Genomic DNA, 25408 nt, shown 5'->3' with positions numbered 1-25408 from the left:
ACGTGGAGCCACAGTCGAAAGCCACCTTCACCCGCCTTTAGCTCATTTCGCTTGCACGCTTTTCCAAGGGAGAGAAAACGATGCTGAGACGTGTCGTGATCGGCGCGAGCCTGGCCTGCCTGATGGGCGGCGCCGCCTACGCCGTTGACGAGCCTGCCGAAGGTGACGATCAGTGCACCCAGCAGCTCGCGGCCGCCGAGGAGTCGGTACAGAACAAGATCGACGCCAATACCATGAGCGAGGAGGACACCGAGAAGGTGAATGAGCTTCTCGACCAGGCCGACGCGCAATGCACGGAAGGCGACCTCGCCAAGGCGACCGAAACGCTCGCCGCCGTCAATAAGATCGTGGGCAAATAGGCTTTGTGACGTGAGAGGCGGCGTGATCTCACGCCGTCCTCACCCCTTCAGGCCGCGCCTCGTCGGCCATTCCTTGACTTGGCGGCCTTCCAATCGCTAAATCCTGGTTTGAGGCCTGAAGCGGGCGGTTAGCTCAGCTGGTAGAGCACTGTGTTCACATCGCAGGGGTCGCTGGTTCGAGTCCAGTACCGCCCACCAGGATTTCAGCCAAAAATGCCCGAAAGAACACAGTGACCTTCGGTTGCGTTGAACCAGTGGCGACCCGACTGAGCGGCTGGAGGGTCTTAAATGAGAGCGGGGCCGCCGCACGCGCTATACAACCGCTTGAAGCCACTAACCCCTTCTAGCGCGACGACATTGGATGGGGATCTCGTTCGAGTCCAGTACCGCCCACCATTCATGACGAAATCCGAAACTCCCCCGCCTCCTGTCGCGCTTGAGGGCCGTGACCGCACCGGCGACGGGCGGCAATTCTCGCCCTCAGCCGCGCGGAACAGCGGGCCAATTCGAGAGGTCGTGGAGAGGGCGCTTCCGCGGAGCGGTGCCGCGCTCGAAATCGGCTCCGGCACCGGGGAACACATCGTCTGTTTCGCAAAGGCCCTTCCCGGCCTTGTCTGGCTACCAAGCGATCCCGATCCGGCCGCGCGCGCCAGCATCGAGGCGTGGATTGCTTGCGAAGGGCTCGCCAATGTCCGGGCGCCGGTTGCCATCGATACAAGCCAGGCGGCCTGGGGCGTTGAGGACGACGCGCCGTTTGCCGCGATGGTCTCCCTGAACATGGTCCACATCGCGCCTTGGCAGGCGGCGCTCGGGCTTCTTGCCGGCGCCGGGCGCCTCCTACGGCCGGACGGAATACTGTATTTCTACGGCCCCTTCATGACGGGCGGCAGACACACGGCACCCTCCAACGCCGCCTTCGATGCCGACCTCAAGCGGCGGGACCCGCGTTGGGGTCTTCGCAACGTCGACGACCTCGTCCGCGAAGCGGTGCCTCACGGGCTTGAGCTACGCGAGGTCATCGAAATGCCGGCAAATAATCTTTCGCTCGTGTTCGTCAGGACGGGCAGGTGACAGCCTAGACCCGATGCTGAAGAGGAAAAGACGAGGCACATCGTCCCTTCCCTCCTGATCGTAGCATTCCATGACAAGCAGATGGGACAAGCCTAGGTCCTCGCCGGCTCCAGCTCCGGCCCAGCTTGGTGCTGCAAGGCGAAGACCTCCTCCGGGCTCAACGTCAGGCGATGGCGCCCGTGGAGCGCGAAATAGCCGCTCGCTGCAGCGAACCACATGATGACCCAGAGAACCCCCTTGGAAAAATTCGGGTCTTGCAGCTGATAGAACAGTGTGACCGTTGAGATGGCGATGACGGCGGCGGCGCCGAATTGGCCGAACGGACTCAAGAAGGGCCTTGCCATTTCAGGGTTCTGGCGGCGCAACACGATGAACGAGATCGCGCGCAGGATGTAGGACAACATGGCGCCGAACACCGCCATGTTGAGCAGCACGCTGCCGATCACCGGCGCTGCCGCCTTGCCGCCGAGCACGAGCCACAACGTCATCATGATGGCGAGGCCGAGCGCGGAGCCGGTGAGCAGCGCGACGTGGGGTGTTTTGTGGACGGCGTGCGTTCTCGACAGCGCAGCCGGAAAGTAGCCGGAGCGGGACAACGCGAAGATCTGGCGCCCAAGACCAAAGATAATGGCATGAAAACTCGCGATCAGGCCCGACAGCGCGATGAGCCCCAGTGGAATGGCACCGGCATCGCCGTACAAGGCCCGGAAGCCATCGAGGATGGGTTCGCCCGACGTGCCGAGTTTGTAGGCGCCGACACCGTTGACCGCGGGGTTGATCGCCGCGATCAGGAAGGCCGTCACCGTGAGCGTCACGAGCGCGAGCAGGATTCCCCTCGGCATGTCGCGCCGCGGGTCGACGGATTCTTCGGCCGCCAGCGGCAACTCTTCGATCGCGAGATACAGCCACACCGCGAACGGCAAGGCGGCGAGGATACCTTGCACCCCGAATGGAAAGAGCGGGCCTGAGCCGCCGGCGAGTTCCCTTCCATCCGCGCTAATGTTCAATGCGAAGCGGGCGATGTCGACATGCGGAATGGCGAGACCGCAAAACAACAGCAGAATGGCGAGCGATATGAGCGTGATGACGAGGGTGACGCGAAACGAGAGCGCGATGCCGCGGATGTTCAGCACGAGAAACAGGCCATAGGTGGCGATCCACCAGCACCAATCGGGCATTCCGGTATCGAACATGCTGCCGAGATAGGAACCGATGAAGAAGCAGATGACCGCGGGCGTCAGCACATATTCGACGTTATCGCACACGCCGGAGAAGAAGCCACCCCATGGACCCATTGCCCGGCGCGCAAAAGCATAGGTGGCGCCTGCGTCGGGAAGAGCCGCACTCATCTCCGCGATACAAAAGACGAGGCAGAGAAACATGAACGCCATGATCGCCGCGGCGGCGAGCAAGCCGCCCCATCCCGCGACCGCGAGCCCATAGTTCCAGCCGGAGAAATGCCCGCTAATCACGGCGCCGACGCCGAGCGCCCACAGCGACCAGATGCCGGCATAGCGGCGAAGCTGCCGTTTCTCGAAGAAGCCGGCGTGGGCTGCCTCCCGACCGGCGCCTGAAGAGCCACTCACCATTTGCGCCTGCTCGCGGGCTCCGTACCGTTGCCGTTATGCTTGACCTCGGTTTCGGCCGCGGGCTTGTGGACCGCGAACGGATGCGGGCCGGCCTTGAGGACGAACTCGGCGCGCTCCCGGTCGTAGGCGAGGCGGATGCTTTGGCCTTTGAATTCAAGGAAGTTTCTCATTGGGGGTCTCCTTGGCGTTGGCTCGCCTTCCACCAGGCGAGGTAGTCGGAAACGAAACGGCTGATGAGCCTGTCGGTGACATTCGGCATGACGATCGCGTGCGCTTCGCCGTTGTTGCAGGCGAGTTGATAGGTGCGCACGATGGTTTCGCCGGGTGTCGGAAAGACCACCGTGAACGAATGGGGATTGCACAGCACCGGCACGCCGGCTGAACGCAACGCGGCGACCAGGCGCCCGGTTCGGGCGAGGCAGGCGCAGACGTCGGCTCGATAACCGTTCGCGCCGTGACCGATCAGCCGCGACCAAATCGACAACACGGCATGGCCGTTGCGCGAGCCCATGAGCGTCGTGTCGCTCGACCGCAGATACGCGATCGCGGAGGCGACACGGTCCACGTGCTTCCGGCGGGCAATGAGCACGCCGCAGGGCATCGGCGTTCCGATCATCTTGTGACCCGAGGTCGACAGGCTATCGATGCCGTGACGGAAGCTTGGCTGGATCGCGAATGGCACTCCTGCGGCGAACGGCAGCACCATGGCATTCAACGCGCCGTCGACATGAACAAATCGCCGGTCCGGATCAAGGCCCGCCGCGTCGAGGCAGGCGACGACGGCCGCGATGTCGTCATGGGCGCCCTTGACCGTGGTGCCGCAGGTCAGCGCCACGATGACGGGACTTCCGTCGAGCGCGCCGAGCGCTTTCGCAAATGCCTCGATGTCGATGGCGCCGCTCGTCTCGCACTCGACCGCGATGGCTTCCATGCGCATGATGCGCGCGGCCTTCGGGATCGAGTAGTGCGCCTCGCGGCTGTAGATCAGTTTGGCGTTGGGAAAGGCCTCGCGCGCCAGATAGAGCGCCCAGATGTTACCCTCGGTGCCGCTCGCACCGACCGAGCCCCAGAATTTTTCGCGTTCGTCGCAATGCCACAGGTCCATCAGCCAGTCGACGGCCTCGCGTTCGAGATCGCACGCATGCGAAGCGTAGTGCGAGCCGACATAGGGGTCGCCGAGATTGTTGACGAGATAATCGCCGAGAGATGCCGGGACCGGCGAATAGCCCACCAGGTTGTACGGATATCCGAGATGGGTGGCGTGCGCCGAGCGCATGCGGTCCTCGGCTTGCCACAGGACATCCTCGATCGGCCACGATTGCCCGGCGCGAAAGGTCTCCCGCTTGAGTGTCACCACACTGGTCATTGATTCCCTCCTTGGGACGTGGTTGTGGATTGCGGCACCCGGACGCCGGGGGTCCTTGTCCAAAGTCCTCTGCTTCACGTTGGTAGATGTTGCTTAACCGGCTGCGGCCGAGCGCTCAGTGAGAAAACTCACGCCAATGCAAAATGCATTCAGGACGGTCGGCCTTGCGGGCGTGCTGCGAGGCGAGCGACGGGTCGCCCGTGGAGACCACATCGACTTAAATCAGCGGAGACCCCAGGGTCGTCTATTCCTCATCTGGGATCATGGCGCGCACCCACGCACCGAAGGCGACAATGCCAGCCCATCTCAGGGTGAACTCGCACGGTTTTGTGGCGACGAAGCAAAGACCTTCGTCCACGAGGTTGATCGAGATTGCGTTTTGGTCCCCAACGCAGAATCGTACCGTTTCGCGTTTCCAGTTTGCAGTTTCCTTCACGCCACGCCTCCGATTGCATGCGACCCAGCAGTCAAGCGCCTTGGCGCCTGAGGTCAGCAAGCCTCGGGCATAGCGGCGCCATACGTCAGACGGGGACGCATCATTTCGCATCAGCTTGAGATTTGCCGTGCGCACGTCCCGGTTTGACGTGCGTTGCTCCTAAGTCCTGGCCTTCCCCGATCTTGTTCAGACTGAGGAGCGTTCATTGGCCGATCCGATCGTTGGTTGCCTTTTCAGGCTGGCATTTGCCCTCGCCGTGGTCTTAGCGGCGGTTCTCCTCCTGGTTCTGTTTGACTTCATGGTCTTCGGGTAGCCGGCAAAGTTGCCTAGCGGTTACCCTTCGCACGCTGTCCGTCGCGCCCCCGATTCCGCAATTGGCCGCGGCATTGTTCCTTGAGGAGTGAGATCAGCCGTTTCGGCTTGACGATCTCGACCTCGTCTCCCCAGGTGAACAGGTGCCAGGACATTTCCAGGAGGCCGCCGGCCCGAAACCGGACGATCAGCGATCCGTCGGGCTGAGGTTCCATCACCTGGTTGGGGTGAAACAAAAACTCCGCAGCATCGGAGGCCACCCTGGGAGAGAACTTCCAGACGACATCCACCGGATCTTCATGAAATACGCCAAACGATCCTTCGGCGTATTGCTGAATCGAGAAGCCGCGCTTGCGAGAAAACGTTTGCGCCAGCAGCTCCACGCGCTCGATGTTCGACAGCGCGAATTTGCGGAAGTCTCTTGCGCGATCGACCTCGCTCCACGCCACGAGATAATGGCGCGTTCCGTAGAGGAAGCCATAGGGCTGCACGATCTGATAGCCGCGCTTTCGCGATCCGCGATAAGTGTAGTGAAGCCGGACCTTGCGCTGCGTGATGATCGCCTCGCGCAATTGGCTCAAGACATCCAAATTGATCGCTGGTCTCGGGCCTGCCCGCATCGCGAGCCCTTCGGCCTCGGTTAGCGCCTCGAGATCTGGCGCGATCCTCGCTTTTGCCGGTTTCTTCAGCAGGGCCTGGATTTTCGACAGGACGCGTTCCAGGTTCCGCACCTGACCGCGCATGTTTTCGCGGCGGAGCACCGAGATCGCGGTGGCGAGATCGGCAAGTTCATCGGCGGTGACCTTGGCAAGCCCGCCTACTGCACCGCCGGGGAGGCGCCAGCGCTTCGGGACCTCACCGGGATTGGACTGCTCGATCTCGGGAAACAGCCGCTCGACTGCGTCGCGAAGCCGTTCCGCAGTTCGCCGGCTGAGAGGCCGGTCGGCGTATCCGCGCTGAATGTCTTCAAGCGACAGGCCAAGCGCTGTGGCTTGCATATCGAGCGCGATACGCAAGACGGTTTCCGACTTCTCGTAACGCATGGGCGAGCGGAGGTTGCTTATGAAGTGCAGCCGCACACATATCAGTCAAATCGCGGCAGTTGCAACTTGCGCAGCGACAATAAGCGCGCCGATTGGCAGGCTGACCTAGCCAGTTTGCATGTTCCGGCTTGAACGAGCGCGGGCTTAACCTCGCGCCGTCTTCAGGGAGACCTCGGCGGCAGCCTGCTCGGTGTCGGCATACATCGAGAGCATGGGCTCATCGGTGAGCACCACTTCATCATACTCGCCGAACCCGTTGAAACGATTCGCCAACACGCGACCATAGGCGCCGATCTGACCGATCTCGATATAGTCGCCTTCTTGCACCGAGGGCGGCAACACGAAGGGGCCTTGCAGATAGTCGGAGCTGTCGCAAGTCGGGCCGTAGAGCGAGAATTCAGCCTCGCCTTTCCCCTTGGCCCCGGCCGCCCCGATCAGCCGCGCCGGAAAGCGGAAACGGGAATAGGCGGCATCGAACAGCGTGCCGAAGGCGCCGTCATTGATGTAGAGCGCGTTGCCGCGCCGCGCGTCGACGCGAACGATCACCGACTCGGCCTCGGCCACGAGCGCGCGGCCCGGCTCGCACAGAAGCTCGCAACTATCCTTGACGGCAAGCTCGTCCCACGCCGCGACGATCTCGTCGGTGTAGTCGGAAAGCTCGGGCGGATCGGAATGGGGATAGCGGCTCGGGAAGCCGCCACCGATGTCGACAGCATCGACGAGCACGCCCGAGGTCACGATCAATTGACCGACCTGCCTGAGCGCCTCGCCGAACGCTGCCGGGACGACCGCCTGCGATCCGACGTGAAAGGTGATGCCAAGCCGGCGCGCGACCTGGCGCGCACGCAACAGAAGCGCCGGCGCTTCGGCCATGGGCACGCCGAACTTGCCTTCGAGCGGAATGAGGCTGTGGGTGTTGGGACAGGCAATGCGAAGATAGAGCGCGAGGTCCCGCGTCCGGCCTGTCTCCTCAAGGATCTTGTCGAGCTCATCATCGCTGTCGAAGGCGAAACTGCGCACCCCGAACTCGTCAAAGGCCGTGCGGATCGAGCCCCGCGACTTGACCGGGTTCATGAAATAGAGCTCGGCGTTCGGCACCGCCGCCATGCGGGCGATCTCGACCGACGACGCCACGTCGAATTTGGTGATCCCCGCTTCGGCCAGAGCCTCGATGACAGGCGAAGCGTCGTTCGCCTTGGCGGCGTAGAGGACTTGACCGGGGAAGTTGGCGAGGAACCAGCGCGCGGCGCGCGCGGCGGCATGAGGCCTCAGGCAGAGGACCGGCCGCTCGGGGCGATGATTACGGAGAAGCTCCGCAGCAGAAGTGAAAACGTCCATCCCATGTCTACTCCCACACGAGATTGAGATTGTCAGTTGCTGCCCTCGAGCACGAATGCCAGAGCGGTCCGGTCACGTATGCAATCTGACCCGGCTTGTAAAGCGGTTTTCGCGAACCACACACCGCTTAATGGGGCCTCAAGCTTCAGGAGCGAGCTGGGGCGGGCGGCGGCGAGGATGCTCAGACCCCTCGCCGCCTATTTTATAGGCTATTTCACCTCGAGCTTGATCGCCGCCCGGGACAGGCCACTGTCCGCTGCCACAACCTCGGGCTTGGCGGCTTCTCCCGATTCTTTGGCCTTCTGAGCCTGTTTTTCTCCGACCAGGATGCGCCGCGTCTGATCGACGTGCTTGACCGACAAATCTCGGTAGTTACCGACCGGCGTGAAGGCGCGCGACTTGAAGTCATGCTTGATGCCGTCGACATCCTTCCCCTCCGCGTTGCACACCGCAATCACCGTCTCGGTGCCGGGATCGGCCAAGCGATAGTCGAACTGGGCGTCGTCCGCCGGAAACTTCAGCGTCTTTCCCGCAGGCAGGAAGCTGACTTGCTGAAACTTGTTCGGGAGGATCACCACTCCTTCATTGCTGGCATCGACGTCGATCAGCGTCAGATTGCAGTCCTTCTTTGAGGTGACCGTGAATACGGGCTTGTCATTCACTTTGTAGTCGGAGCGGTCGGCGACCAGTGTCAATTCTGTCGTGTCGGCAACCTTGGTCGGTTCTGGCGCGCCGGGCACCTTCAGAGAGGCGACGTCAACGGGCACGTTGCGGGTAACCAAGGTGATCCACTTAGCGAACTCCGGCTCGAACTGCCCACGCGGCAGATGCCCTTGCTTGAGCTGATTCTTGTCGGCAACGAAAGGCTCGCCGACATCGTTGAGCGCTGCCTCAAAGTCCTGCCGGTCTAGGCCGAACTCGGCCGCTGCGACGTATTGGCGTAGGTCGGCCTCGTAGCGGCGCGATAGGGAATTGATGCTTTCGAGCGCACTATCGGTGTCGAGAACTACCTTGAGGCCTGCGGCACTCAGCGCGGATTGATAGCGCTTGGTGTCTTGATCGTAGATGGCTTTCAATTCCTCATTCGTCGGATACAAGGCCTCGACCTGCTTCTTGACGTCGAGACTGAAGCTGTGGTCGTTCGCCACACGATTCCGGATGTCGTCGGCCTTGCGGTTGATGCCTTTCCTATGGCAGCCGAAACAGGAGATGGCATTGGTCACAGAACTGTCACGCTGTGACGTGTCGAGCACGATCTCCGTCGGTCCCTTGTCGAGACGGGCACCGGCCGCAGTGTTGAGATAGTAGCCCTGGAAGCCATTCGGCAGGCTGAAGATGGTCTCGCCGCCGTCATGCTTGAAGGCATCGGGGCCGTCCGGGCCGAGCGGATGCCGGAACAGGCTTTGTGCAGGAGCGTCGCCCTTGAAATCGTAGGACGTCCAGAAGTAGCCGGTGGAGATCGTATGCCGCTCGATCAGGCGATTGTGCTTGCTCACACCCGACTGCTGGAAGGCGGCCCGCTTCACGAGAAACGCCTCGATGTCCTTCTTCACATCGACGTTTTCGACCTTCTCAAACCCGGCAAACGTGTCCGGCAGCTTGAGCAGGTCGTAGTAGAGCGGCGGCCGCGATGCGGTGAAGGCAAACCAATCGCCTCTCACCCAGGCAAGCGGCGTGCCGGTCACCGCCTTGACGGTTTCGTAGGGCGTTGTGTCGGGCCGCATGGCGTAGGGATAGACCGAGATCACGCGGTTCCACTCGGCTTCCGTCCAATTCAAGTCATCAAGATTGAAGGCGATAACCGTTTCGGCCGGATCAATGGTCCGGAGCCTCAACGCATCGGGATTTCTGCTCAAGCTATTGAGGAGCTTGACCACGGCATTGCGGTAAAGATCCAGGTCCTCCTTCTTGACGCACGCATTATGGAGATTTGAGAGCGTGATGTAGCGCATTCCCTTGCGCCGATGATCGGGCTGCTTCTCGAGGTCGTTTGCTATCGCCTGCACGATTGCCGCCTCATCAATCAACCCACGGTCGGTGCATTGGGGATTTCCCACCGACTTGACCCAGTCATAGATGGCGTTGATTTCTTTCTTGGTCGGCACGTGCGGGCAGTCGGCCTCGGACTCGGTGCAGTCGAAAGGCATCTCCCCGTTAAGTACCCTTTTGTAAACCAGGGAGTCTTCCGGGTTGCCGGGTACGACCAGGCTGCCATTGTCGGCGAGCTTGTCCAGCTCCAAGATATTGCCAAAGTTTGCGCGAACCGACCCCTTCAGAAGCGGGCCGGCCTGATGGCAGCGGGCGCAATTGACCTCGAAGGAGAGAAACGCTGCGCGTTCGATCGGATCTTCGGGCACCGTCAATCCTGAGGCATCGGCGGCCCCTGGTACCACCTCGGGTGCTGCGGGAGCAGCCTGCTCCTCTTCGCCCTTCTCTTCAGCCTTGTCAGGCTTGGCAGGAGCGGCCTCCTCGCCCCCCTCTTCAACCTTCTCAGGCTTGGCGGGAGCGGCCTGCTCTTCCTTCCCCTTGGCCGGCTCTTCGGCCTTCTCGGCAGGTTGGGCCTCGGGGGCGGTCTCTTTCGGCTCGGCAGTCTCTTCTGCTGCTGGCGCGCCGGCGTCCTTTCCTGGCTCGCTTGCTTGCGGGGAGGCCTTATCCCCGCCGGGCGCCGTCGCGGGAGCGGTATCGGAGGTGTCGCCCGGAGCCGTATCGGCATCGCCCGGGGTTGGGCTTTCCCCAGGACCCGCAGCGACGGTGAGCGCCGGCTCGGCCGCCCAAGGCGTGCTTGAGCTGAGCATGGCGCAGGCGAGTGCGAGAAGCGCGAGAGCCGCGATCGAAGTGTTCCTGCGCAAGGTCATGGGAAACCTCCATTTGCGTGAAATGCAGTCAACGGCGTCTGCATAGACGCTTGCAACTGAACGCTGCATGAACGGCAGCGCAAATCTAAGGTGCCGGGAGCGAGGCATCTAGCCTCCAGCCCCGGTATAGATATCGATGATTCCGATCTGCACGTCCTTGCCGGAAAGCGCCTGTTCCAGCACCGGCCGCAAGGCTTCCGACCGCTGCGGCGTCGTCATCGATTGAAGCCCCACGTGTAGATCAGGCAGCTCATCCTTGGAGAAGATCGCCACCATGTGCTCGGCGCCATAAGGTGGCTTGTCGACCTTGAACTCTTCGTGAACCGTCTCGCGGCTCCAGTCCTTGCTGGCGTCCGCCGGCTTCCGCGGGTCGGGAATGAAGAACTCAACATGCCCGTCCGGGGGAAGGTTGAACAGGGTGAGATGGGGGTATTTCCCGCCCTGCATTTCAATATCGACGAGATCGCCCACGGCGTAGCGCTGATTGCCGCTGGCGAGCTTCGCTTTCACCGGATCGAGTGCTGCCTGCTTCTTCAGCCATTTGAGCGCCGCCCATTTGGAAACGACGCCTTTGATGCCGGCCGCGTCCACCTTCTCGGCGACAACCCCGCCGACCACATGCTCGACGGTCCCCTTGGGCACCGACCATACGAGATCGGCCTCCGCCTTGTCGGCGACGACGGTCACGAAAGGCAGATCGGCGAACGCCGCGCCATCGCCGCCTTCCACCGCCACCTTGAGCTTGAGCTCATCGGAACCTGCCGGCACAGGAAGAGGCGCCTTCGCCTCGCGCAAGGTCATAAGCTGCACCGAGCGCGCCCGCAGCGGCAGCACCTGTGGAGTCTGCTGGCTCTCGACCTGGGCATGCACGGCCGGCACCACATAGCCTAGCAATTCGAGCTCGCTCAATTGCCCGTCGCCGTCCTTGTCGGCCCGGCCTTCAAGCGCACGGGCAAAGGCCCAACTCAAGGCGCCACGTTTCTTGCCGTCGATGGTCACCTCCGGCGTCTCTTTATCCTCGGTGACGGCGGCAACGAAGGTGACGTTCTGGAAATCGTCCTCCGTGAGCTTCGAGATTTCCGGCGGCGGAAGGGTAAGCTGGTCAGCTGTGATGGTTGGTACCCGCATCTTGCGAAAACGCACGCCGGGAGCCGAGGCGCTCCGCTCCATGCCGCCGGAGTGGCAAGAATCGGCGACGAAGACGACCTTCACCCCCTTCTTGTCGGCCTCCTGCATCCACCCGAACACCTCGTCGTCGACGATGCGTTCACGCGTACCGGGCCCTGAAGCAGCAAAGTGACCGAGCAGGAAATTCTCGTTCTGCCCGTCGGCCTCATCGTGTCGGCCGGGAGGCTCAGGCTCCTGTCCGCCATGTCCGGCATAGCTGAAGACAATGGTGTCGCCGGCTTGCGCCTTGCGGACCAGGTCTTCCCAAGCCCCGGCGATCTTGTCTTTGCGCGCATCGTCGTTAAGAAGGCGAACCACCTCCTTGGCACCCGCCTCGTTGAGCGCGTGCGCCACATCCTCGGCGTCGTTGACCGCCCCCTCGAGATCGTTGTCGGCGCCGATATAGTCATCGATGCCGACCACCAGGCCATAAACATGGCCGGCGCTTGCCGGCGCGGTGGTGGCCATACAGAAGAGGAGAGCGAGCGCAGTTGAAAGGCTCTTGCCACAAACCCGGCCCTTGACGCGCTTATGCATTGGAACGACTCGTCAGTTAATACTCCGCGCCGTCGGGCTGCTTTGAACCTCCGTCAGAGGTCTCGCCACCGCTACCGTTGCTCTCTTTCTCCTGCTCCTCGTCCTCGCCGGTCCCCTTCTTTTTCGGCACGGCGTCCGGCAGCGGCGGCAGCGATTTCAGATAGGCAGCGATGGCAGAGCGATCTTCTGGCTTGAGCTTTGCCATGTTTTCCTGCACCGGCACCATGAGTCCGCCAATCGCGTCGAAATCTGGCGTATTGCCGGTCTCGAGCAGATAGGCGATGTCGTCAGCACTCCAATCGCCAAGACCGTCATGACTCGGCGTGATGTTTGGAATCTTGCCTTTGCCTTCGGGGTTGCGGGCGCCGGCAAACGCCTGGCTCTGAATGGTGCCCCCGAGAGAATTCCGCGGCGAATGGCATTCGCCGCAATGGCCCGGTCCCTTGACCAGATAGGCGCCACGGTTGAGTTCGGCGCTCGCTTTCGAATCGGGCGTGAACGCTTTCCCGTCGACATAAAGGAGCTGCCAAAGCCCGAGCGCACGCCTGATATTGTACGGAAAGGCCAACTCGTGCGGTGGCACCTTGCTTTTCACGGCGGGCAGTGTGTCGAGATAGGCTTTGAGGTCGATCAGGTCCTCATAGGTCATGCGCTGATAGGAGGTGTACGGAAAGGCTGGGTAGAGGTGCTCCCCGCCAGGTGCGATCCCCCGCTTCATGGCATTGACGAAGTCGAGCGTGCTCCAATTGCCGATGCCGGCCTCCTTGTCGGGAGAGATATTCGGCACGTTGAAGATACCGAAGTCCGTCTTCAGGCAGCGACCGCCGCCGAGCCGCGTCTCGTCCTTGATCTTGGGTTTATTGCACTTATCCAGCGGCTCGGCGTGGCACTCCGCGCAGCCTCCTGCGGTGAAGATGTACTTGCCGTTGGCAAGGTCAGGGGTGTGTTGCGGCAGCTCGGACGCCGGCACCGTCCGAGGCATGGTCAACAGATAGAAGACGATCGCTCCGGCAATGCCCAAAGCGAACAGCGCCCACCACCAGGCTCTGCGTGCGCTTCCTCCTTGGGTATGTGCGGTCGTCATTTTTTCTTGGGCGGTGTTTCGCGATAGGATTCGTGACACTCCTTACACACTTTGGTCATGTCGTTGAACGCGGCGGTGAAGGTTCCCTTTCCCTGCTCAGCCGCACCAGCGGCCTTGGCGCTTGCGTCCTTCAGCTTCATGGCGATCTTTTTGAAGTCAGCGAAATCTTCCCAAATTTCCGGTTTGGCTTGGCTTCGGTCATCCTCCTCGGCAATTTGACTGTCCGCGACTCCGCCATGCTCGGTCCCCTTCGGGAACAGTGTCACATATTTGTCCGGCACGCCGCTGATCGCATTCATCGCCTTGGCGGCCTCGGTGGCGTCGTAAGGCTTCTTGCCCTTGATCATGTCACCACCGAGCGTGGCCGCCGGTTGCACGGTCTTCTTCATCAGATCGCGCCGTTCCTTCACCGCCGCCACCAGATCTTCATCCTCGGCGGAAACTGCCGCGGCAGAACAGATTGCTACGCTCACGCACGCACAAACCATCAACATCATCAGTTTCTGCATTACCCCTCTCCACTCATCGCCGGGTCTCTCTCAGGAATCGCTCCAACGAAATCTGCTCGCGTATCGCCACCGCACCGCTTGTCCCGCCGCCTTGGCGCAAGACGGACGAGGCGCCCGAAATGGTAAGTCCATTTGAGGACTCGGGTTTTAGCCCCCCTGACTGATCATGATGTTGAGCAGTTGCGGCGAGGGCCGGCCGTCGACTGGCAACCGGTTGGCGTGCTGATACTGACTGATCGCATCTGCTGTGCGCTCGCCATAGACGCCGTCCGGTGGGCCAGCATCGTAGCCGAGCCGCGCCAACGACGTCTGGATGTTGTAGACGAGCTCTGATCCGCCGGGCGGGGGCGGCGCTCCATAATATTGGCTTTCGTAATCGGCACGGGCATTGGCATCGGCTTCCGCCGCGCCCGTGACGAGACCAACGCCTGCCCCAATGGCAGCGCCGGTTCCAGCGCCCCTGCCCCCTCCGACAATGCCGCCGATGATCGCGCCGACCACGCCGCCCTGCACGCCGCGCTCGATAACCTGCGCCTGCGCGTGCGATGGCCACAGGCTCATCGCCGGCAATGCCAGCGTCAAAGCTGAAAGCCACGCGATGCGGCTGATTGAAGCCCCGAACGTGCGCGTCATGATGTTCTCCTGTTTTCACGCCGCTTCAAAATCGACGAGCCACCCGACCATCACCCGCGCCCAGCTCAGCGAGCGGGCTTCGCGAGCAGCATTCTGCCATACGAGCCGCGTGTCCCGCTACAGCCTAAGCGCCGATCAAGGCAAAGGAATGCCGCGATCGCGGGGCGGCACGTGCCATCCTCTTTGCACCGCCGGCCGTGCCGCAATCGCCACGTACCAGCGTTTGACGTTGGGATAGTCGTCAAACGTGACGGTCTGCCACTCGAATCTGGAAATCCAAGGCCAGATAGCGATATCGGCGATGGAATAGTCGTCCGCCACGTATTCGTGCTCGGCGAGCCGCCGGTCGAGCACGCTCCACAGCCGTCTTGCTTCCTTGGTATAGCGCTCCTCGGCGTAAGCGCTCTTTCCCGGATTGAACTTCACGAAGTGGTGAACTTGGCCGAGGAACGGGCCCGGTCCACCCATCTGCCACATCAGCCACTCGACCACGCGCCATTTGGTGGGGAAGTCCTGCGGCCAAAGCCTGCCGGTCTTCTCGGCGAGATAAAGCAGGATCGCTCCGGACTCCATCAGCCGAAGTCCGTTGTCGGTATCGATGATCGCCGGAATCTTGTTGTTGGGAGAGATGGCGAGAAAGTTGGGATGGAACTGGTGGTCCTTGCCGATGTCGATCAAGTGCACCCGATAAGGCAGCCCCACTTCTTCCAGCATGATTGACGCCTTCTGCCCGTTCGGCGTCGACCAGGTATAAAGCTCGATCATTCCAGCTCCCCTGCCCGCGACCTAGGCGCGCGCGTCTGTGCATCGCCTCACGACCTCCTAGCTAGCGAAGTTGTGCACGCATGCAAGCGTCTGCGCGTCTTGCTCGCAATGCAGCACGACTCTCATTCGCAGCTGCGAGATGAGTCGATTCATCAAGTGTTCATTCATCGGCCCTCCTATCGCCAAGAACCTGTCGCGTCCACGCCACAGGCGGTTGCTATCGAGACGATGGCTATTCGGAGCGGGCGCCTAGTTGGGAGGAACCAATGCTTGACCGTGCGCAACTCGACAATGAACTGAACGGCGCGCACCAGGCGAACTTCGTCCGCTACGCGATTTACTACACGCCGCTGCCTGGCTCGCCGCTCGCTGCCTTTGGACGCTCCTGGTTCGGCCGCGCCAACGATGGCGCAACGCTACAGGCTTTTTCGGACGCCGGCCTCACCGGCGCGGCGACCGTCAAGCCGCTCTCCGGAGCATCGCGCTACAGTGGACTGCACTCCGTGTTCAAGGCACCGTTCTGCTTGCGCGAGGGCATGGGGCCCGATGCGCTGAAAGCGCGGTTGATCAGTTTTGCCGCGCGCCGGAAGCGGGTGGAGACAGGTCCGCTGACGCTGGCACGCGCCGGCCGCTATCTCGTCCTTCGCCCAATCCAGCCGACGCCCGCCCTCGATTGGCTCGCGGCGCAATGCGTCGCCGCCTTCGACGGTTTCGCCGAGCCTGCGACTTGCGCCACGGCGCAAGCCGGCGTGACCCTCAACGACCATCAGCGCCTCTTGCTGAAGAGCTTCGGCGATCCGCATGTGTTGAGCGAGTACCGCTTCTACATCACGCTGACCGGGCCGCTCGATCCCGCTCACCTCGAGCGCATCTCGCAGGCACTTTGGCCGATGCTGGAGGAGATCTGCGCCTCGGGCGTGACCGTCGACGGACTTTCGCTGTTCGGCGAGACCGGCGGGCGGGGCCCCTTGCGGCTCATCGGCCGCTACCGCCTGGGGGCCTGAGAAATCTTAGGTTCCCGGCCGGCCGCGGCGGATCCTGTTCCGCCCATGGAACAAAGTTTTGACACATGGGTTATGCAGCCTGACGTGACTCGGCTGGGGGACAGCACGGGGGAATTCAATGCCAGACTATGGGGAGATCTTGGCGTTTCTCGCCGCGAACCCGCCACAGCTATCGGCGGAGCGCGAGCTGCACGCCTCGCTGCTTGAGCTTCTGGCTCAGTGCCTGCGCTCCGAACAGGTGTCCACCGACGCTGAGGATGCCTCGCCGGAGAATTTGGAAGCGCACCATTTCCGCTGGGTGAATTTCAACTAGCGCCGAGAATCAACGGATTCTTCTTGGGCGCCGTCATTGGCGCTGCCCGAGCGCGCCAATAGCCTCCTTGTTTTCGGCCAAATCGGCGCGCCAAATCGATCAGCCTTGATTTTGGTCAACGCTTTTCGGTGCCGGCAGGGCATCGCTCTGACGCGTAAGGGGGCTAAAGCCGTAAATCTCGCGATATGACGCGATCTGGCGCGATATGTGGTGACATGTGCCGATTTGCGCGGGCGGCGTGCCGGTGCTAACAACCAATGAACGATGCCTGCTGGACGTCAGGAATGAGCCGCCAGCTTGAGGTTTTCGAGGGGAGATCAATCAGATCATGAGGGAAAACGTCGCGGTAAAACGTGCGCCTGGACCCGAGGCCAAGAGTTCAGCCGAAGATGTGGTCAAGACGTTCCTGAGATGCGTCGATAGCGCCAAGCGCTCCGATCACCCCTATCGCCATTGGGCGCTGCAAGGCTGCTTCCCGACTGATAGCGTCGATGACGTGTTGGCACTTCCCTTCGACGCTCCGTCGCTTGACGGCGTCTCCGGCAAGCGCGAGTTGCACAACAACACCCGCAAATATTTCGACGTGGAGAACCGCGAGCGCTTCCCGGTCTGCGAGGCGATCGCGCAAGCCTTTCAGGACAAGCGGGTAACGAGCCACATCGAGAAGGCCTTCGGCACCGACCTTGAGGGTACCTATCTCCGCATCGAGTTCGCCCAGGACATCGACGGCTTCTGGCTCGAGCCGCACACCGACCTCGGCGTCAAGGCGTTCACCATGCTGCTCTATCTGTCGAAGGATTCGAGCCATCAGGACCTCGGCACCGACATCTATGACGCCGACAAGCGTCATTTCGGACGCTCGGACTTCATGCCCAACGCCGCCATGGTGTTCGTCCCCGGGAACAGCACCTATCACGGCTTCGAAAAACGCCCGATCAAGGGCGTGCGCATCTCGCTGATCATCAACTACGTGACCGATGAGTGGCGCGCGCGCGAGCAGCTCTCCTTCCCAGAAGCGCCGATCGCCTGAGGCTGGCTGGCCCATTACCGGATTGCCCGGATCATCAAGCTTGTGCTCGGGCTGGCGAAGCCAGACCCGAGTGCCGGGCAATGACAGAGGTGAGCCGTGAGCAAAGTCGCCTGGATCGGGCTCGGCGTCATGGGCTATCCCATGGCCGGCCATCTCAAGACGCGAGGGTCTCACGAGGTCGTCGTGTTCAACCGGACAAAGGCGAAGGCCGAGACCTGGGTCGCCGAATTCGGCGGCAGGCTGGCGCCGACACCCGCGGATGCCGCGCAAGACGCAGACTTCATCTTCACCTGTGTCGGCAACGATAACGACCTCCGCGCGGTGACGCTCGGACCCGACGGCGCCTTCTCGGCGTTGAAGCCGGCCGCCGTGGCCATCGACAACACCACCGCCTCGGCGGAGATTGCCCGCGAGCTCCACGCCGCGGCCAAGGCACTAGGCGCCGGCTTTCTCGATGCCCCGGTCTCAGGCGGGCAGTCTGGCGCCGAGAACGGCACGCTCACGGTCATGGTCGGCGGAGATGAGGGAGATTTCCGCAAAGCCGCGCCGGTGATCGGAGCCTATGCGCGCGCGGTCGCTCTGATCGGCCCCTCCGGCTCGGGCCAGCTCACCAAAATGGTCAACCAGATCTGCATCGGCGGATTGATTCAGGGCCTGGCTGAGGCGCTTGCTTTCGCCAAGCGCGCCGGCCTCGACATTCAGAGGGTCATCGACACCATCTCCAAGGGCGCGGCCCAGTCCTGGCAGATGGAGAACAGGTGGAAGACCATGATCGAAGGCAGATTCGACTTTGGCTTCGCCGTGGATCTGGTACGGAAGGATTTCGCGCTCGCCTTCGACGAGGCACGCAAGAACGGCGCCGAGCTTCCCGTCACCGCGCTGGTCGATCAATTCTACGCTGAGATACAGGCGATGGGTGGCAATCGCTGGGACACGTCGAGCCTGATCGCGCTGCTCGAGCGGAAGCGCTGAGAGACCCTACTCTGCCGTGTAGTCAAGCGGCAGCGAGGTCGTGTACTTGATCTGCTCCATGGCGAAAGCCGAGCTCACATCAGACAGCTCGATCCTGGCGATCAGCCTCTTGTAGAAGGCGTCGTAGCGCTCGATGTCGGGCACCACCACGCGCAAGAGATAATCCACCTGCCCGCTCATGCGGTAGAACTCGACCACCTCGGGAAAGTCCTTCAAGGCCTCGTGGAACTGGTCGAGCCACTCCTGGGTGTGATGGCTCGTGGTGATGGAGACGAACACCGTCACCCCCACATTGACCTTCTTGGCGTCGAGCAAGGCAACGCGCCGCTGAATGACCCCGCTCTCCTCGAGCTTCTGGATGCGCCGCCAGCAGGGCGTGGTGGAGAGGCCAATCTGCTTGCCGATCTCGGCCACCGGCATCGTGCAGTCCTTCTGCAGGATGTCGAGAATTTTTCTATCCATCCGGTCAAGCATGGCGGTCCTGATAATATTTTTGCGTGACTCTAGCACGATCTGGATTCCTTTTTCATTCCATACTAACCCTACATAGTTAGTAGAATATTCCTCCTGCCGCTGCAAGCGGTTTTTTCAAGCTGCCCACTTAGAGGAGTTTGCGGACCTCACGGCGCAGCACCGGCAGCAACTCTTCCTCGAACCAAGGATTGCGCTTGAGCCAGGCATTGTTGCGCCATGACGGGTGAGGAAGCGGCAAGACACGAGGTTGCCGTCTTCGCCGCAGGTGCCGGCGCCAGTCGAGCATGGTTGCCTGCAAGCTCGTCCCCCCCTCGGAGCCGAGATGCCAAGCTTGAGAATAGGAGCCGACCGCCAGCACGAGCTCGAGCTGCGGCAGGCGATCGAACAAGGATCGATGCCAAAGCTTGGAGCATTCCGCTCGCGGCGGAAGATCGCCGCCATTTTCGTCCTGCCCGGGAAAGCAAAAGCCCATGGGAATGATGGCGACGCGGGCCTCGTCGTAAAACTCCTGCGGGCTCACCCCCATCCAGTCGCGCAAGCGGTCGCCGGAAGCATCGGTGAAGGAAATGCCCGAGGCGTGCACCCGCGTGCCCGGCGCCTGGCTGCATACCGCGAGCCGCGCCGTCTCGCTCACCCGCAACACCGGACGCGGCTCATGCGGCAACGGCTTGCCACTCGGCGTCTCGACGCAGTTGCGGCAGCCGCGGATGCTCGCGACCAAGCGGTCGAGCTCGGATGCCTCCGCCCTCATAGATCGAGCGTCATGCCATCCTGGGCGACGATGAAACGCGAGCGGTCGACCTTGTCGACATGCTCAAGCATCGCCTCTCCCATATGGGTCAAGAGCACCTGCTTTGCCCCGAGCCTCTCGTAATTGGCATCGATCGTCTTGTAGTCGAGATGAATGGGGAGCTTCACATCGTACTGGAAGCATTCGCTGATCAGCAGGTCCGCGCCTAGCGCGGCACGGCACAGGCTCTCCGTCCAGCCGGTGTCGCCGGTGAAGGAGAGCACCTTGCCTTCCAACCCGAATCTGAGCGCGTAGGGCGGTGCGCCGGACGGATGCTTCACCTCGAACGGCGTAATGGTGACGCCGTTCAACGCAAGCGGGACTTGCTCCTCATATTCCATGAACTCGAAGCCGAAGGCGCAAGGGCAGTTGGTGATGTTGGGATAAAGAGCCTCGGCCGCGGTCCGAAAGCGCTCGGCGATGCCCTTGGGACCGGTGACGATCAGAGGACGCGTCCGCCTGCTCGCATATTGGGCGTCGATGAGGAGCCAGGGCAAGCCGCCGAAATGATCGCCATGCAGATGGCTGACACACACCATGTCGATCTCGTTGGGCTCGAGCCCGAGCCGGTGCATCCCGATCAGCGTCGTGACGCCGCAATCGATGAGGAAGGTGGAGTTGCCGGAACGAACATGGAACGAGGTCTGCAGCTGCCCGCCCGCGCCAAAAGCATCCCCGCACCCTATGATGGTAAGACGCATGATTGCCGGACGGTGCCTCTCTTTGAACTCTTGCCTCTCTACGAGACGCCAAGCGCCGCCGCAATTCATGGATGGGCGTTTCACTGCGGAGCGACAGTAAACGCCGCATTAGGGATTTCCCCACATAGTCATCCGCGAGGCCCTGGTTAAGGGGTGGAGGACGCTCCGCGCTCCTGCCGACGGCCTCCTTTTTCCGGGTTAGGTTGAGTTTTGCGGGCTTGACAGCCATGACCACAGGCGTTTCAGCCGAGGCTCGTGCGGCCGCTTCGGCGGCGACTAGCGCCAGACGGCCCCCTTCCCGCAGGCGCCCGCAGGCCCAGGAAAAGCTCACCCCCAACTCACGTTTCCGCTCGGAGCTCGACTACGAGCTCCTGCTCCTGTTCGCCAAGAACGAGCTGTCCGCGGCGGTGACCACGCCGCTGCTCGCGGTGATCGTGGCCGTGGGTGCAATGTTCTGGGCGCCGCCGGCGCAGCTGCTGCTCTGGCTCGCCACGGTTTTCTTCGCCAAGGGCCTGCTCATCAGCCTTTGCCGGCAATTCCTCAAGACGCCGCCGGCGGAGGTCAAGGCGCGGGCCTGGCGCGCCAAGATGACGGCCGCGGAGTTTCTCTACGGATTGTCCTGGGCCGCGGTCGCCTTTGTCAGTGCCGGCGCCGCCGGAGAGGCTGCGCATACCTTCGTCTTTGCCGCCCTCCTCATCGTCATCTCCATGCGCATGCTGTTCGCATCTCCGGTCATGCCGATCGTCTTCGCCGGCACGCTGCCGATGGCGGCGGCGATCGTGGTCCGCTTCGCGCTGCTCGACAATCCGTTCTATTGGGCCATGGCGGCGATGGCCATCGGTGTCTACGTCTATTTCATCTGGCTGATGAAGGGCACGAACGCGACCGTCACCGCCATGATGGGGTTTCGAGCCGAGAAGGACGCGCTCATCGCCGAGCTCGAGCAGGCAAAATCGATCTCCGACGATGCGAGGGCACGCGCCGAGGAAGCGAGCCAGGCAAAGTCCCGCTTTCTCGCCACCATGAGCCACGAGTTGCGCACGCCGCTCAACGCCATCCTCGGTTTCTCCGAGATCATGCGCTCCGAGATCTTGGGGACGCACGAGAACCCGGTCTACAAGGAATACGCCAACGACATCCACCAGAGCGGCCAGCACCTGCTCAATCTGATCAACGAGATCCTCGATATCTCCCGCATCGAGTCGGGTCGCTACGAGCTGCATGAGGCGCCGGTCACGCTCGCCATCGTGGTCGAGGACTGCCAGCGGCTGCTGCGGCTGCGCGCCGAGACCAAGGGCCTGCGGATCATCGAGCAGTTCGAGCCCGATCTTCCCCAGCTCTGGGCGGATGAGCGGGCCATGCGCCAGATCTGCCTCAACCTCCTGTCGAATGCGATCAAGTTCACCCCGCCGCGGGGAACGATCACGCTCGCCATCGGAGAGACTGAATCCGGAGGGCAGTTCCTGAGCGTCAAGGACACCGGGCCAGGCATTCCCGAGAACGAGATCCCCCGCGTGCTGAAGAGCTTTGGCCAGGGATCGCTTGCCCATCAGACGGCGGAAGGCGGCACCGGGCTTGGGCTTCCCATCACCAAGGGACTGGCCGAGCTGCACGACGGCACCTTCGAGCTGAAAAGCAGGCTTCGCCAGGGCACGGAGGTCAAAGTGAGCTTTCCGCGCGCGCGTGTCATGGAAACGCGGCCGCCGATCGCCGACCCGGCGCGATGGCTCAAGGACCGGCACAATGCTCCCGGTGCGATGGGAGCCGGCGCCAAGACCTGAACCCCCCGGCGGGAATGGCGATTGTCCGACAGCACCTCACCCCCTACATAGCCTTGGTTGACCACCGGACCGAAGCCTCCCTTGGAAACCCCCTGCATCGACGTCTGCGAGATGGACGCGGGCGCCGGTCTGTGCATCGGCTGCGGGCGCACTCTCGATGAGATCGCAGGTTGGGCGGAGATGAGCGGGGAGGAGCGGCGTGACGTCATGGCTCTGTTGCCGGCTCGCAAAGCCCAGTCAGAGACAGTGAAAGGTTAGAAATCGTGTCGGCGTGGATTGCCATTTTTGTCCTGGCCCTCGCGGCCATGCTGCTCGTGAGCAACTCCTCGGGCACCATCGCCAATCTCGACAGCGACACCTTCGGCTATGTCGCGCTTGGCACGGCGCTTCTCGTCTTCATCGGCGGTGGCGTGTTGGTCCGCTATCGCGGGCATGCCGGCGCCATGTTCCGCGACGCGGTCACTTGGCTTGCCCTCGGGCTCGCGCTTGTCACGCTCTACTCCTATCGCGAGGAGCTGCTGCCAATAGCCGGGCGTCTTGCCGGCGAGCTTCTTCCCGGCAGCGCCATGGTCGTTGAGCAAAGCCCCGGCGGCCCGGTCGAGATCAAGATCAGAAAGCGCCTCGATGGCCATTTCACCGCCAAGGCCGAGGTCAATGGCGTTTCCGTTGCCATGATCGTCGACACCGGCGCCTCGACCATCGTGCTCCGCCCCGAGGATGCCAAGAAGGCCGGCATCGATTTGAACGGGTTGAACTTCAACATCCCGGTGCTCACCGCCAACGGCCGCACCGTGGCGGCGCGTGTGCGCCTTAAAAGCGTGGCCATCGGCCCGCTTCAGCGGGAAGATGTCGACGCGCTTGTGGCCGAGCCAAAGGCGCTCACCGAGAGCCTGCTCGGCATGAGCTTTCTCGGGCGGCTGCGCTCCTATGAATTCTCCGGGGATTTTCTGACGCTACGCGGCTGAGGTTGAGGACGGGGTTGATCGGCGCATTGCCCAAGGGAACCTCGCCCTGCTCAGCGCTGTTGGTGAAACGTCCAAAATCGCCTATCAGGGGGCAGCATGTTTCCCAAGCCGCGCCAGGATCTCCGACCCAATACGGCCGAATTCGAGCGCCTGCCCTTCGTCAAGGCGACCGGATTTCGGGAATACGACGCCCGCTGGCGCTACCCCGAGGAGATCAATCTCCTCGGGCTTGAAGCCGTGGGGCTAGGTCTTGCCGATCTGATGCGGATGCGCGGCGTGCCCCAGCGCGTCGTGGTCGGGCACGACTACCGCTCCTATTCGGCCTCGATCAAGGCGGCGCTGATCAACGGCCTGCTCGCCGGCGGCGCCGAGGTTCACGACATTGGCTTGGCGCTGTCGCCCACGGCCTATTTCGCGCAGTTCGAGCTCGGCGTCGAAGCCGTCGCCATGGTGACGGCGAGCCATAACGACAATGGCTGGACCGGCATCAAGATGGGGATCGAGCGGCCGCTGACCTTCGCGCCCGACGATATGAGCGCGCTCAAGGACATCGTGATGAATGGGCGCTTCTCGCCGCATAATCAGAGCGGACGCTACATCTTCGTGCCCGACATGCCCGAACGCTATATGGCCGATCTCCTGAAGCGGCCGAAGCCGATGCGCGCGCTGAAAGCCGTGGTGTCCTGTGGCAACGGCACGGCCGGGGCGTTTGCGCCCCGCGTGCTCGCCGAGCTTGGCGTCACCGTTGTGCCGCTCAACTGCGAGCTCGACTACACCTTCCCGGCGCACAATCCGAATCCCGAGGATCTCGCCATGCTCGATGCCACGCGGGACGCGGTGCTTGAGCACGGCGCCGACCTCGGGCTGGCCTTCGACGGCGACGGCGACCGCTGCGGGGTGGTCGACAACGAGGGCGAGGCGATCTTCGCCGACAAGGTCGGGGTGATGCTCGCCCGCGACATCGCCGCCCGCAACAAGGGCGCGCTGTTCGTCGCCGACGTGAAATCCACCGGACTGTTTCTCACCGATCCCGTCTTGCGCGAGCACGGCGCCAAGACATTGTTCTGGAAGACTGGCCACTCTTACATCAAGCGCTACAGCCACGAGACCGGCGCGCTAGTCGGCTTCGAAAAGTCAGGGCACTTCTTCTTCAATCCGCCGCTCGGACGCGGCTATGACGATGGATTGGTGGCGGCACTCGCCGTGCTCGACATGCTCGACCGAAACCCCGGCAAGTCTCTCGCCGAGCTCAAATCCGCCCTTCCCCGCACCTGGCAGTCGCCGACCATGTCGCCCCATTGCGACGACGAGGTGAAGTATCAGGTGGTCGACCGCGTGGTGGATCACTTCCAGAAACTCGCCGCCAATGGTGACAGTCTTGCCGGACAAAAGGTGCGCGAGCTGATCACGGTCAATGGCGTCCGCATCGTGCTCGAGGATGGAACTTGGGGCCTGGTGCGCGCCTCCTCCAACAAGCCGGAGCTTGTGGTCGTGGTGGAAAGCCCGACCTCGGAAGCGAACATGCGGGCGATCTTCGCCGAGATCGACGCCGAGCTTGGCAAGCAGCCGGAGGTCGGCGCCTACAATCAGAAGATTTGAGGAGGGTGCCGCGTTGCTAGACGTGCGATAAGCCAGCGACGGCCGTAGCAAAACCGTCAACGACCTGTCGCATTTCTGCAAAGGGAATCTGGTTGGTTCCTCCGGCCATGACACTTCTCGTCTTTGCCTGCGCGCTGACCGCCGGCCTCACCCTCGATCTGCTCCTGCTCCGGACCCTCCTCGCTCCACCCTTCCGCATCTGGCCGACGCCTGAGCCGGGGAGCTGGCAGAGCCTCACCTTCTGGGGACTGTTTCGCGGCGGCATGATCGCCACCTTCATCGTCGCCGCGCTCGATTGGAATGCGACGCCGCTGCTCGACTGGACGCGCTACATCGTGGCCCTGCCGCTTGGGCTTAGCGGCCTGTTCATCACGGTCTGCGGCTATTTCAATCTCGGCCTCGGCAACACCTATTGCGGCGCCGACGGCCTCGTCACCGGCGGCCTCTACCGCTTCAGCCGCAACCCGCAATACACCGCCTCGATCGTCGGCCTCATCGGCCTGTCGATCGGGGCGAACTCGATCCTGACCATCATCATGTCCGTAGTGATGAGCGGCGCCTATGTCATGATGGCGCTGGTCGAGGAGGATTGGCTGAAGCAGCTCTACGGCGCGCCCTACCGCGACTATTGCCGCGAGACCTCGCGCTTCCTCGACATCCAAGGCCTGCTTGCCCTTATCGACCGGAAGAAGCCTTCCCGCCAGGCAGGCTGAAA

25 protein-coding genes and 1 tRNA gene are annotated in these 25408 nt (G+C 62.5%); 12 read left to right on the top strand and 14 right to left on the bottom strand.

Going from position 1 to position 25408, the window contains the following annotated elements:
- Positions 1-80 precede the first annotated feature (80 nt).
- From ACREC7_RS03880 to ACREC7_RS03870, 3 genes are all read left to right on the top strand, one after another.
- Entirely contained in the window at positions 81-359 is a 279-nt protein-coding gene (locus tag ACREC7_RS03880) for a hypothetical protein (RefSeq protein WP_431554380.1), read from the top strand.
- Positions 360-481: 122 nt separating this feature from the next.
- Positions 482-557, top strand: a tRNA-Val gene (locus ACREC7_RS03875).
- Positions 558-758: 201 nt separating this feature from the next.
- Positions 759-1430, top strand: coding sequence for a DUF938 domain-containing protein (locus tag ACREC7_RS03870; protein WP_431554379.1), 672 nt, complete (start codon positions 759-761; stop codon positions 1428-1430).
- Between the two features lie 92 nt (positions 1431-1522).
- On the opposite strand, the gene ACREC7_RS03865 is transcribed toward ACREC7_RS03870, so the two are convergent.
- The 11 genes from ACREC7_RS03865 to ACREC7_RS03815 all read right to left on the bottom strand — a co-directional run bounded on the left by ACREC7_RS03865 (position 1523) and on the right by ACREC7_RS03815 (position 15064).
- Entirely contained in the window at positions 1523-3019 is a 1497-nt protein-coding gene (locus ACREC7_RS03865) for an amino acid permease (protein WP_431554378.1), read from the bottom strand.
- A complete protein-coding gene (locus ACREC7_RS03860; RefSeq protein WP_431554377.1) occupies positions 3013-3189 on the bottom strand; it encodes a hypothetical protein in 177 nt (58 codons plus the stop codon). Before ACREC7_RS03860 ends, ACREC7_RS03865 begins: the two co-directional genes overlap by 7 nt.
- On the bottom strand, positions 3186-4385 hold the full coding sequence (locus tag ACREC7_RS03855; protein ID WP_431554376.1) for a histidine decarboxylase: 1200 nt from the start codon (positions 4383-4385) through the stop codon (positions 3186-3188). Before ACREC7_RS03855 ends, ACREC7_RS03860 begins: the two co-directional genes overlap by 4 nt.
- Before the next feature lie 762 nt (positions 4386-5147).
- Positions 5148-6176, bottom strand: coding sequence for a helix-turn-helix transcriptional regulator (locus tag ACREC7_RS03850; protein WP_431554375.1), 1029 nt, complete (start codon positions 6174-6176; stop codon positions 5148-5150).
- Positions 6177-6320: 144 nt separating this feature from the next.
- Entirely contained in the window at positions 6321-7514 is a 1194-nt protein-coding gene (locus tag ACREC7_RS03845) for a type III PLP-dependent enzyme (RefSeq protein ID WP_431554374.1), read from the bottom strand.
- A gap of 209 nt (positions 7515-7723) precedes the next feature.
- Positions 7724-10369: a DUF4384 domain-containing protein gene (locus ACREC7_RS03840; RefSeq protein ID WP_431554373.1), complete on the bottom strand. Its 2646-nt coding sequence runs from the start codon at positions 10367-10369 to the stop codon at positions 7724-7726.
- 108 nt (positions 10370-10477) lie between these two features.
- Positions 10478-12073, bottom strand: a complete 1596-nt coding sequence (locus ACREC7_RS03835) for a caspase family protein (RefSeq protein ID WP_431554372.1) — start codon at positions 12071-12073, stop codon at positions 10478-10480.
- A gap of 16 nt (positions 12074-12089) precedes the next feature.
- Positions 12090-13157 carry a c-type cytochrome gene (locus tag ACREC7_RS03830; RefSeq protein WP_431554371.1) on the bottom strand — a complete coding sequence of 356 codons (1068 nt, stop codon included), beginning with the start codon at positions 13155-13157 and terminating at the stop codon, positions 12090-12092.
- Positions 13154-13666, bottom strand: coding sequence for a c-type cytochrome (locus ACREC7_RS03825; protein WP_431554370.1), 513 nt, complete (start codon positions 13664-13666; stop codon positions 13154-13156). The genes ACREC7_RS03830 and ACREC7_RS03825 overlap by 4 nt, the downstream gene beginning before the upstream one ends.
- Positions 13667-13813: 147 nt before the next feature.
- Complete coding sequence (locus ACREC7_RS03820) at positions 13814-14299, bottom strand: peptidoglycan-binding domain-containing protein (protein ID WP_431554369.1); 486 nt, start codon at positions 14297-14299, stop codon at positions 13814-13816.
- A gap of 135 nt (positions 14300-14434) precedes the next feature.
- On the bottom strand, positions 14435-15064 hold the full coding sequence (locus ACREC7_RS03815; RefSeq protein ID WP_431554368.1) for a glutathione S-transferase N-terminal domain-containing protein: 630 nt from the start codon (positions 15062-15064) through the stop codon (positions 14435-14437).
- Between the two features lie 266 nt (positions 15065-15330).
- Here ACREC7_RS03815 and ACREC7_RS03810 point away from each other — a divergent pair, with 266 nt between their 5' ends.
- From ACREC7_RS03810 to ACREC7_RS03795, 4 genes are all read left to right on the top strand, one after another.
- Positions 15331-16068, top strand: coding sequence for a DUF1045 domain-containing protein (locus ACREC7_RS03810; RefSeq protein WP_431554367.1), 738 nt, complete (start codon positions 15331-15333; stop codon positions 16066-16068).
- Positions 16069-16186: 118 nt separating this feature from the next.
- Entirely contained in the window at positions 16187-16381 is a 195-nt protein-coding gene (locus tag ACREC7_RS03805; protein ID WP_424389115.1) for a hypothetical protein, read from the top strand.
- 328 nt (positions 16382-16709) lie between these two features.
- Positions 16710-17411 (top strand): 2OG-Fe(II) oxygenase, encoded by a 702-nt coding sequence (locus ACREC7_RS03800; RefSeq protein ID WP_431554366.1) that lies wholly within the window; start codon positions 16710-16712, stop codon positions 17409-17411.
- 96 nt (positions 17412-17507) lie between these two features.
- The gene (locus tag ACREC7_RS03795) at positions 17508-18383 is read left to right on the top strand and encodes an NAD(P)-dependent oxidoreductase (RefSeq protein WP_431554365.1); all 876 of its coding nucleotides are present in this window, start codon (positions 17508-17510) and stop codon (positions 18381-18383) included.
- A gap of 6 nt (positions 18384-18389) precedes the next feature.
- Here ACREC7_RS03795 and ACREC7_RS03790 read toward each other — a convergent pair whose 3' ends face one another.
- From ACREC7_RS03790 to ACREC7_RS03780, 3 genes are all read right to left on the bottom strand, one after another.
- Positions 18390-18857, bottom strand: a complete 468-nt coding sequence (locus ACREC7_RS03790; RefSeq protein ID WP_431554364.1) for an Lrp/AsnC family transcriptional regulator — start codon at positions 18855-18857, stop codon at positions 18390-18392.
- A 127-nt stretch (positions 18858-18984) separates the two neighbouring features.
- Positions 18985-19608 (bottom strand): uracil-DNA glycosylase family protein, encoded by a 624-nt coding sequence (locus ACREC7_RS03785; protein WP_431554363.1) that lies wholly within the window; start codon positions 19606-19608, stop codon positions 18985-18987.
- Positions 19605-20348 (bottom strand): MBL fold metallo-hydrolase, encoded by a 744-nt coding sequence (locus ACREC7_RS03780; protein ID WP_431554362.1) that lies wholly within the window; start codon positions 20346-20348, stop codon positions 19605-19607. Before ACREC7_RS03780 ends, ACREC7_RS03785 begins: the two co-directional genes overlap by 4 nt.
- 227 nt (positions 20349-20575) lie before the next feature.
- Here ACREC7_RS03780 and ACREC7_RS03775 point away from each other — a divergent pair, with 227 nt between their 5' ends.
- From ACREC7_RS03775 to ACREC7_RS03755, 5 genes are all read left to right on the top strand, one after another.
- Entirely contained in the window at positions 20576-22129 is a 1554-nt protein-coding gene (locus tag ACREC7_RS03775; RefSeq protein ID WP_431554361.1) for a sensor histidine kinase, read from the top strand.
- A gap of 81 nt (positions 22130-22210) precedes the next feature.
- On the top strand, positions 22211-22387 hold the full coding sequence (locus ACREC7_RS03770) for a DUF1289 domain-containing protein (protein ID WP_431554360.1): 177 nt from the start codon (positions 22211-22213) through the stop codon (positions 22385-22387).
- 5 nt (positions 22388-22392) lie between these two features.
- Complete coding sequence (locus tag ACREC7_RS03765; RefSeq protein ID WP_431554359.1) at positions 22393-23094, top strand: retropepsin-like aspartic protease family protein; 702 nt, start codon at positions 22393-22395, stop codon at positions 23092-23094.
- Between the two features lie 96 nt (positions 23095-23190).
- Positions 23191-24693, top strand: a complete 1503-nt coding sequence (locus ACREC7_RS03760; RefSeq protein ID WP_431554358.1) for a phosphomannomutase/phosphoglucomutase — start codon at positions 23191-23193, stop codon at positions 24691-24693.
- Between the two features lie 107 nt (positions 24694-24800).
- Positions 24801-25406 carry a methyltransferase family protein gene (locus tag ACREC7_RS03755; RefSeq protein ID WP_431554357.1) on the top strand — a complete coding sequence of 202 codons (606 nt, stop codon included), beginning with the start codon at positions 24801-24803 and terminating at the stop codon, positions 25404-25406.
- Positions 25407-25408: the final 2 nt, after the last annotated feature.

The organism is Methyloceanibacter sp. (assembly GCF_050728395.1).
In the GTDB taxonomy this organism is placed as follows: Bacteria; Pseudomonadota; Alphaproteobacteria; order Rhizobiales; family Methyloligellaceae; genus Methyloceanibacter.
The sequence above is the reverse complement of the archived record's forward strand: the minus strand, read 5'-3'. Positions and strand labels throughout refer to the sequence as shown.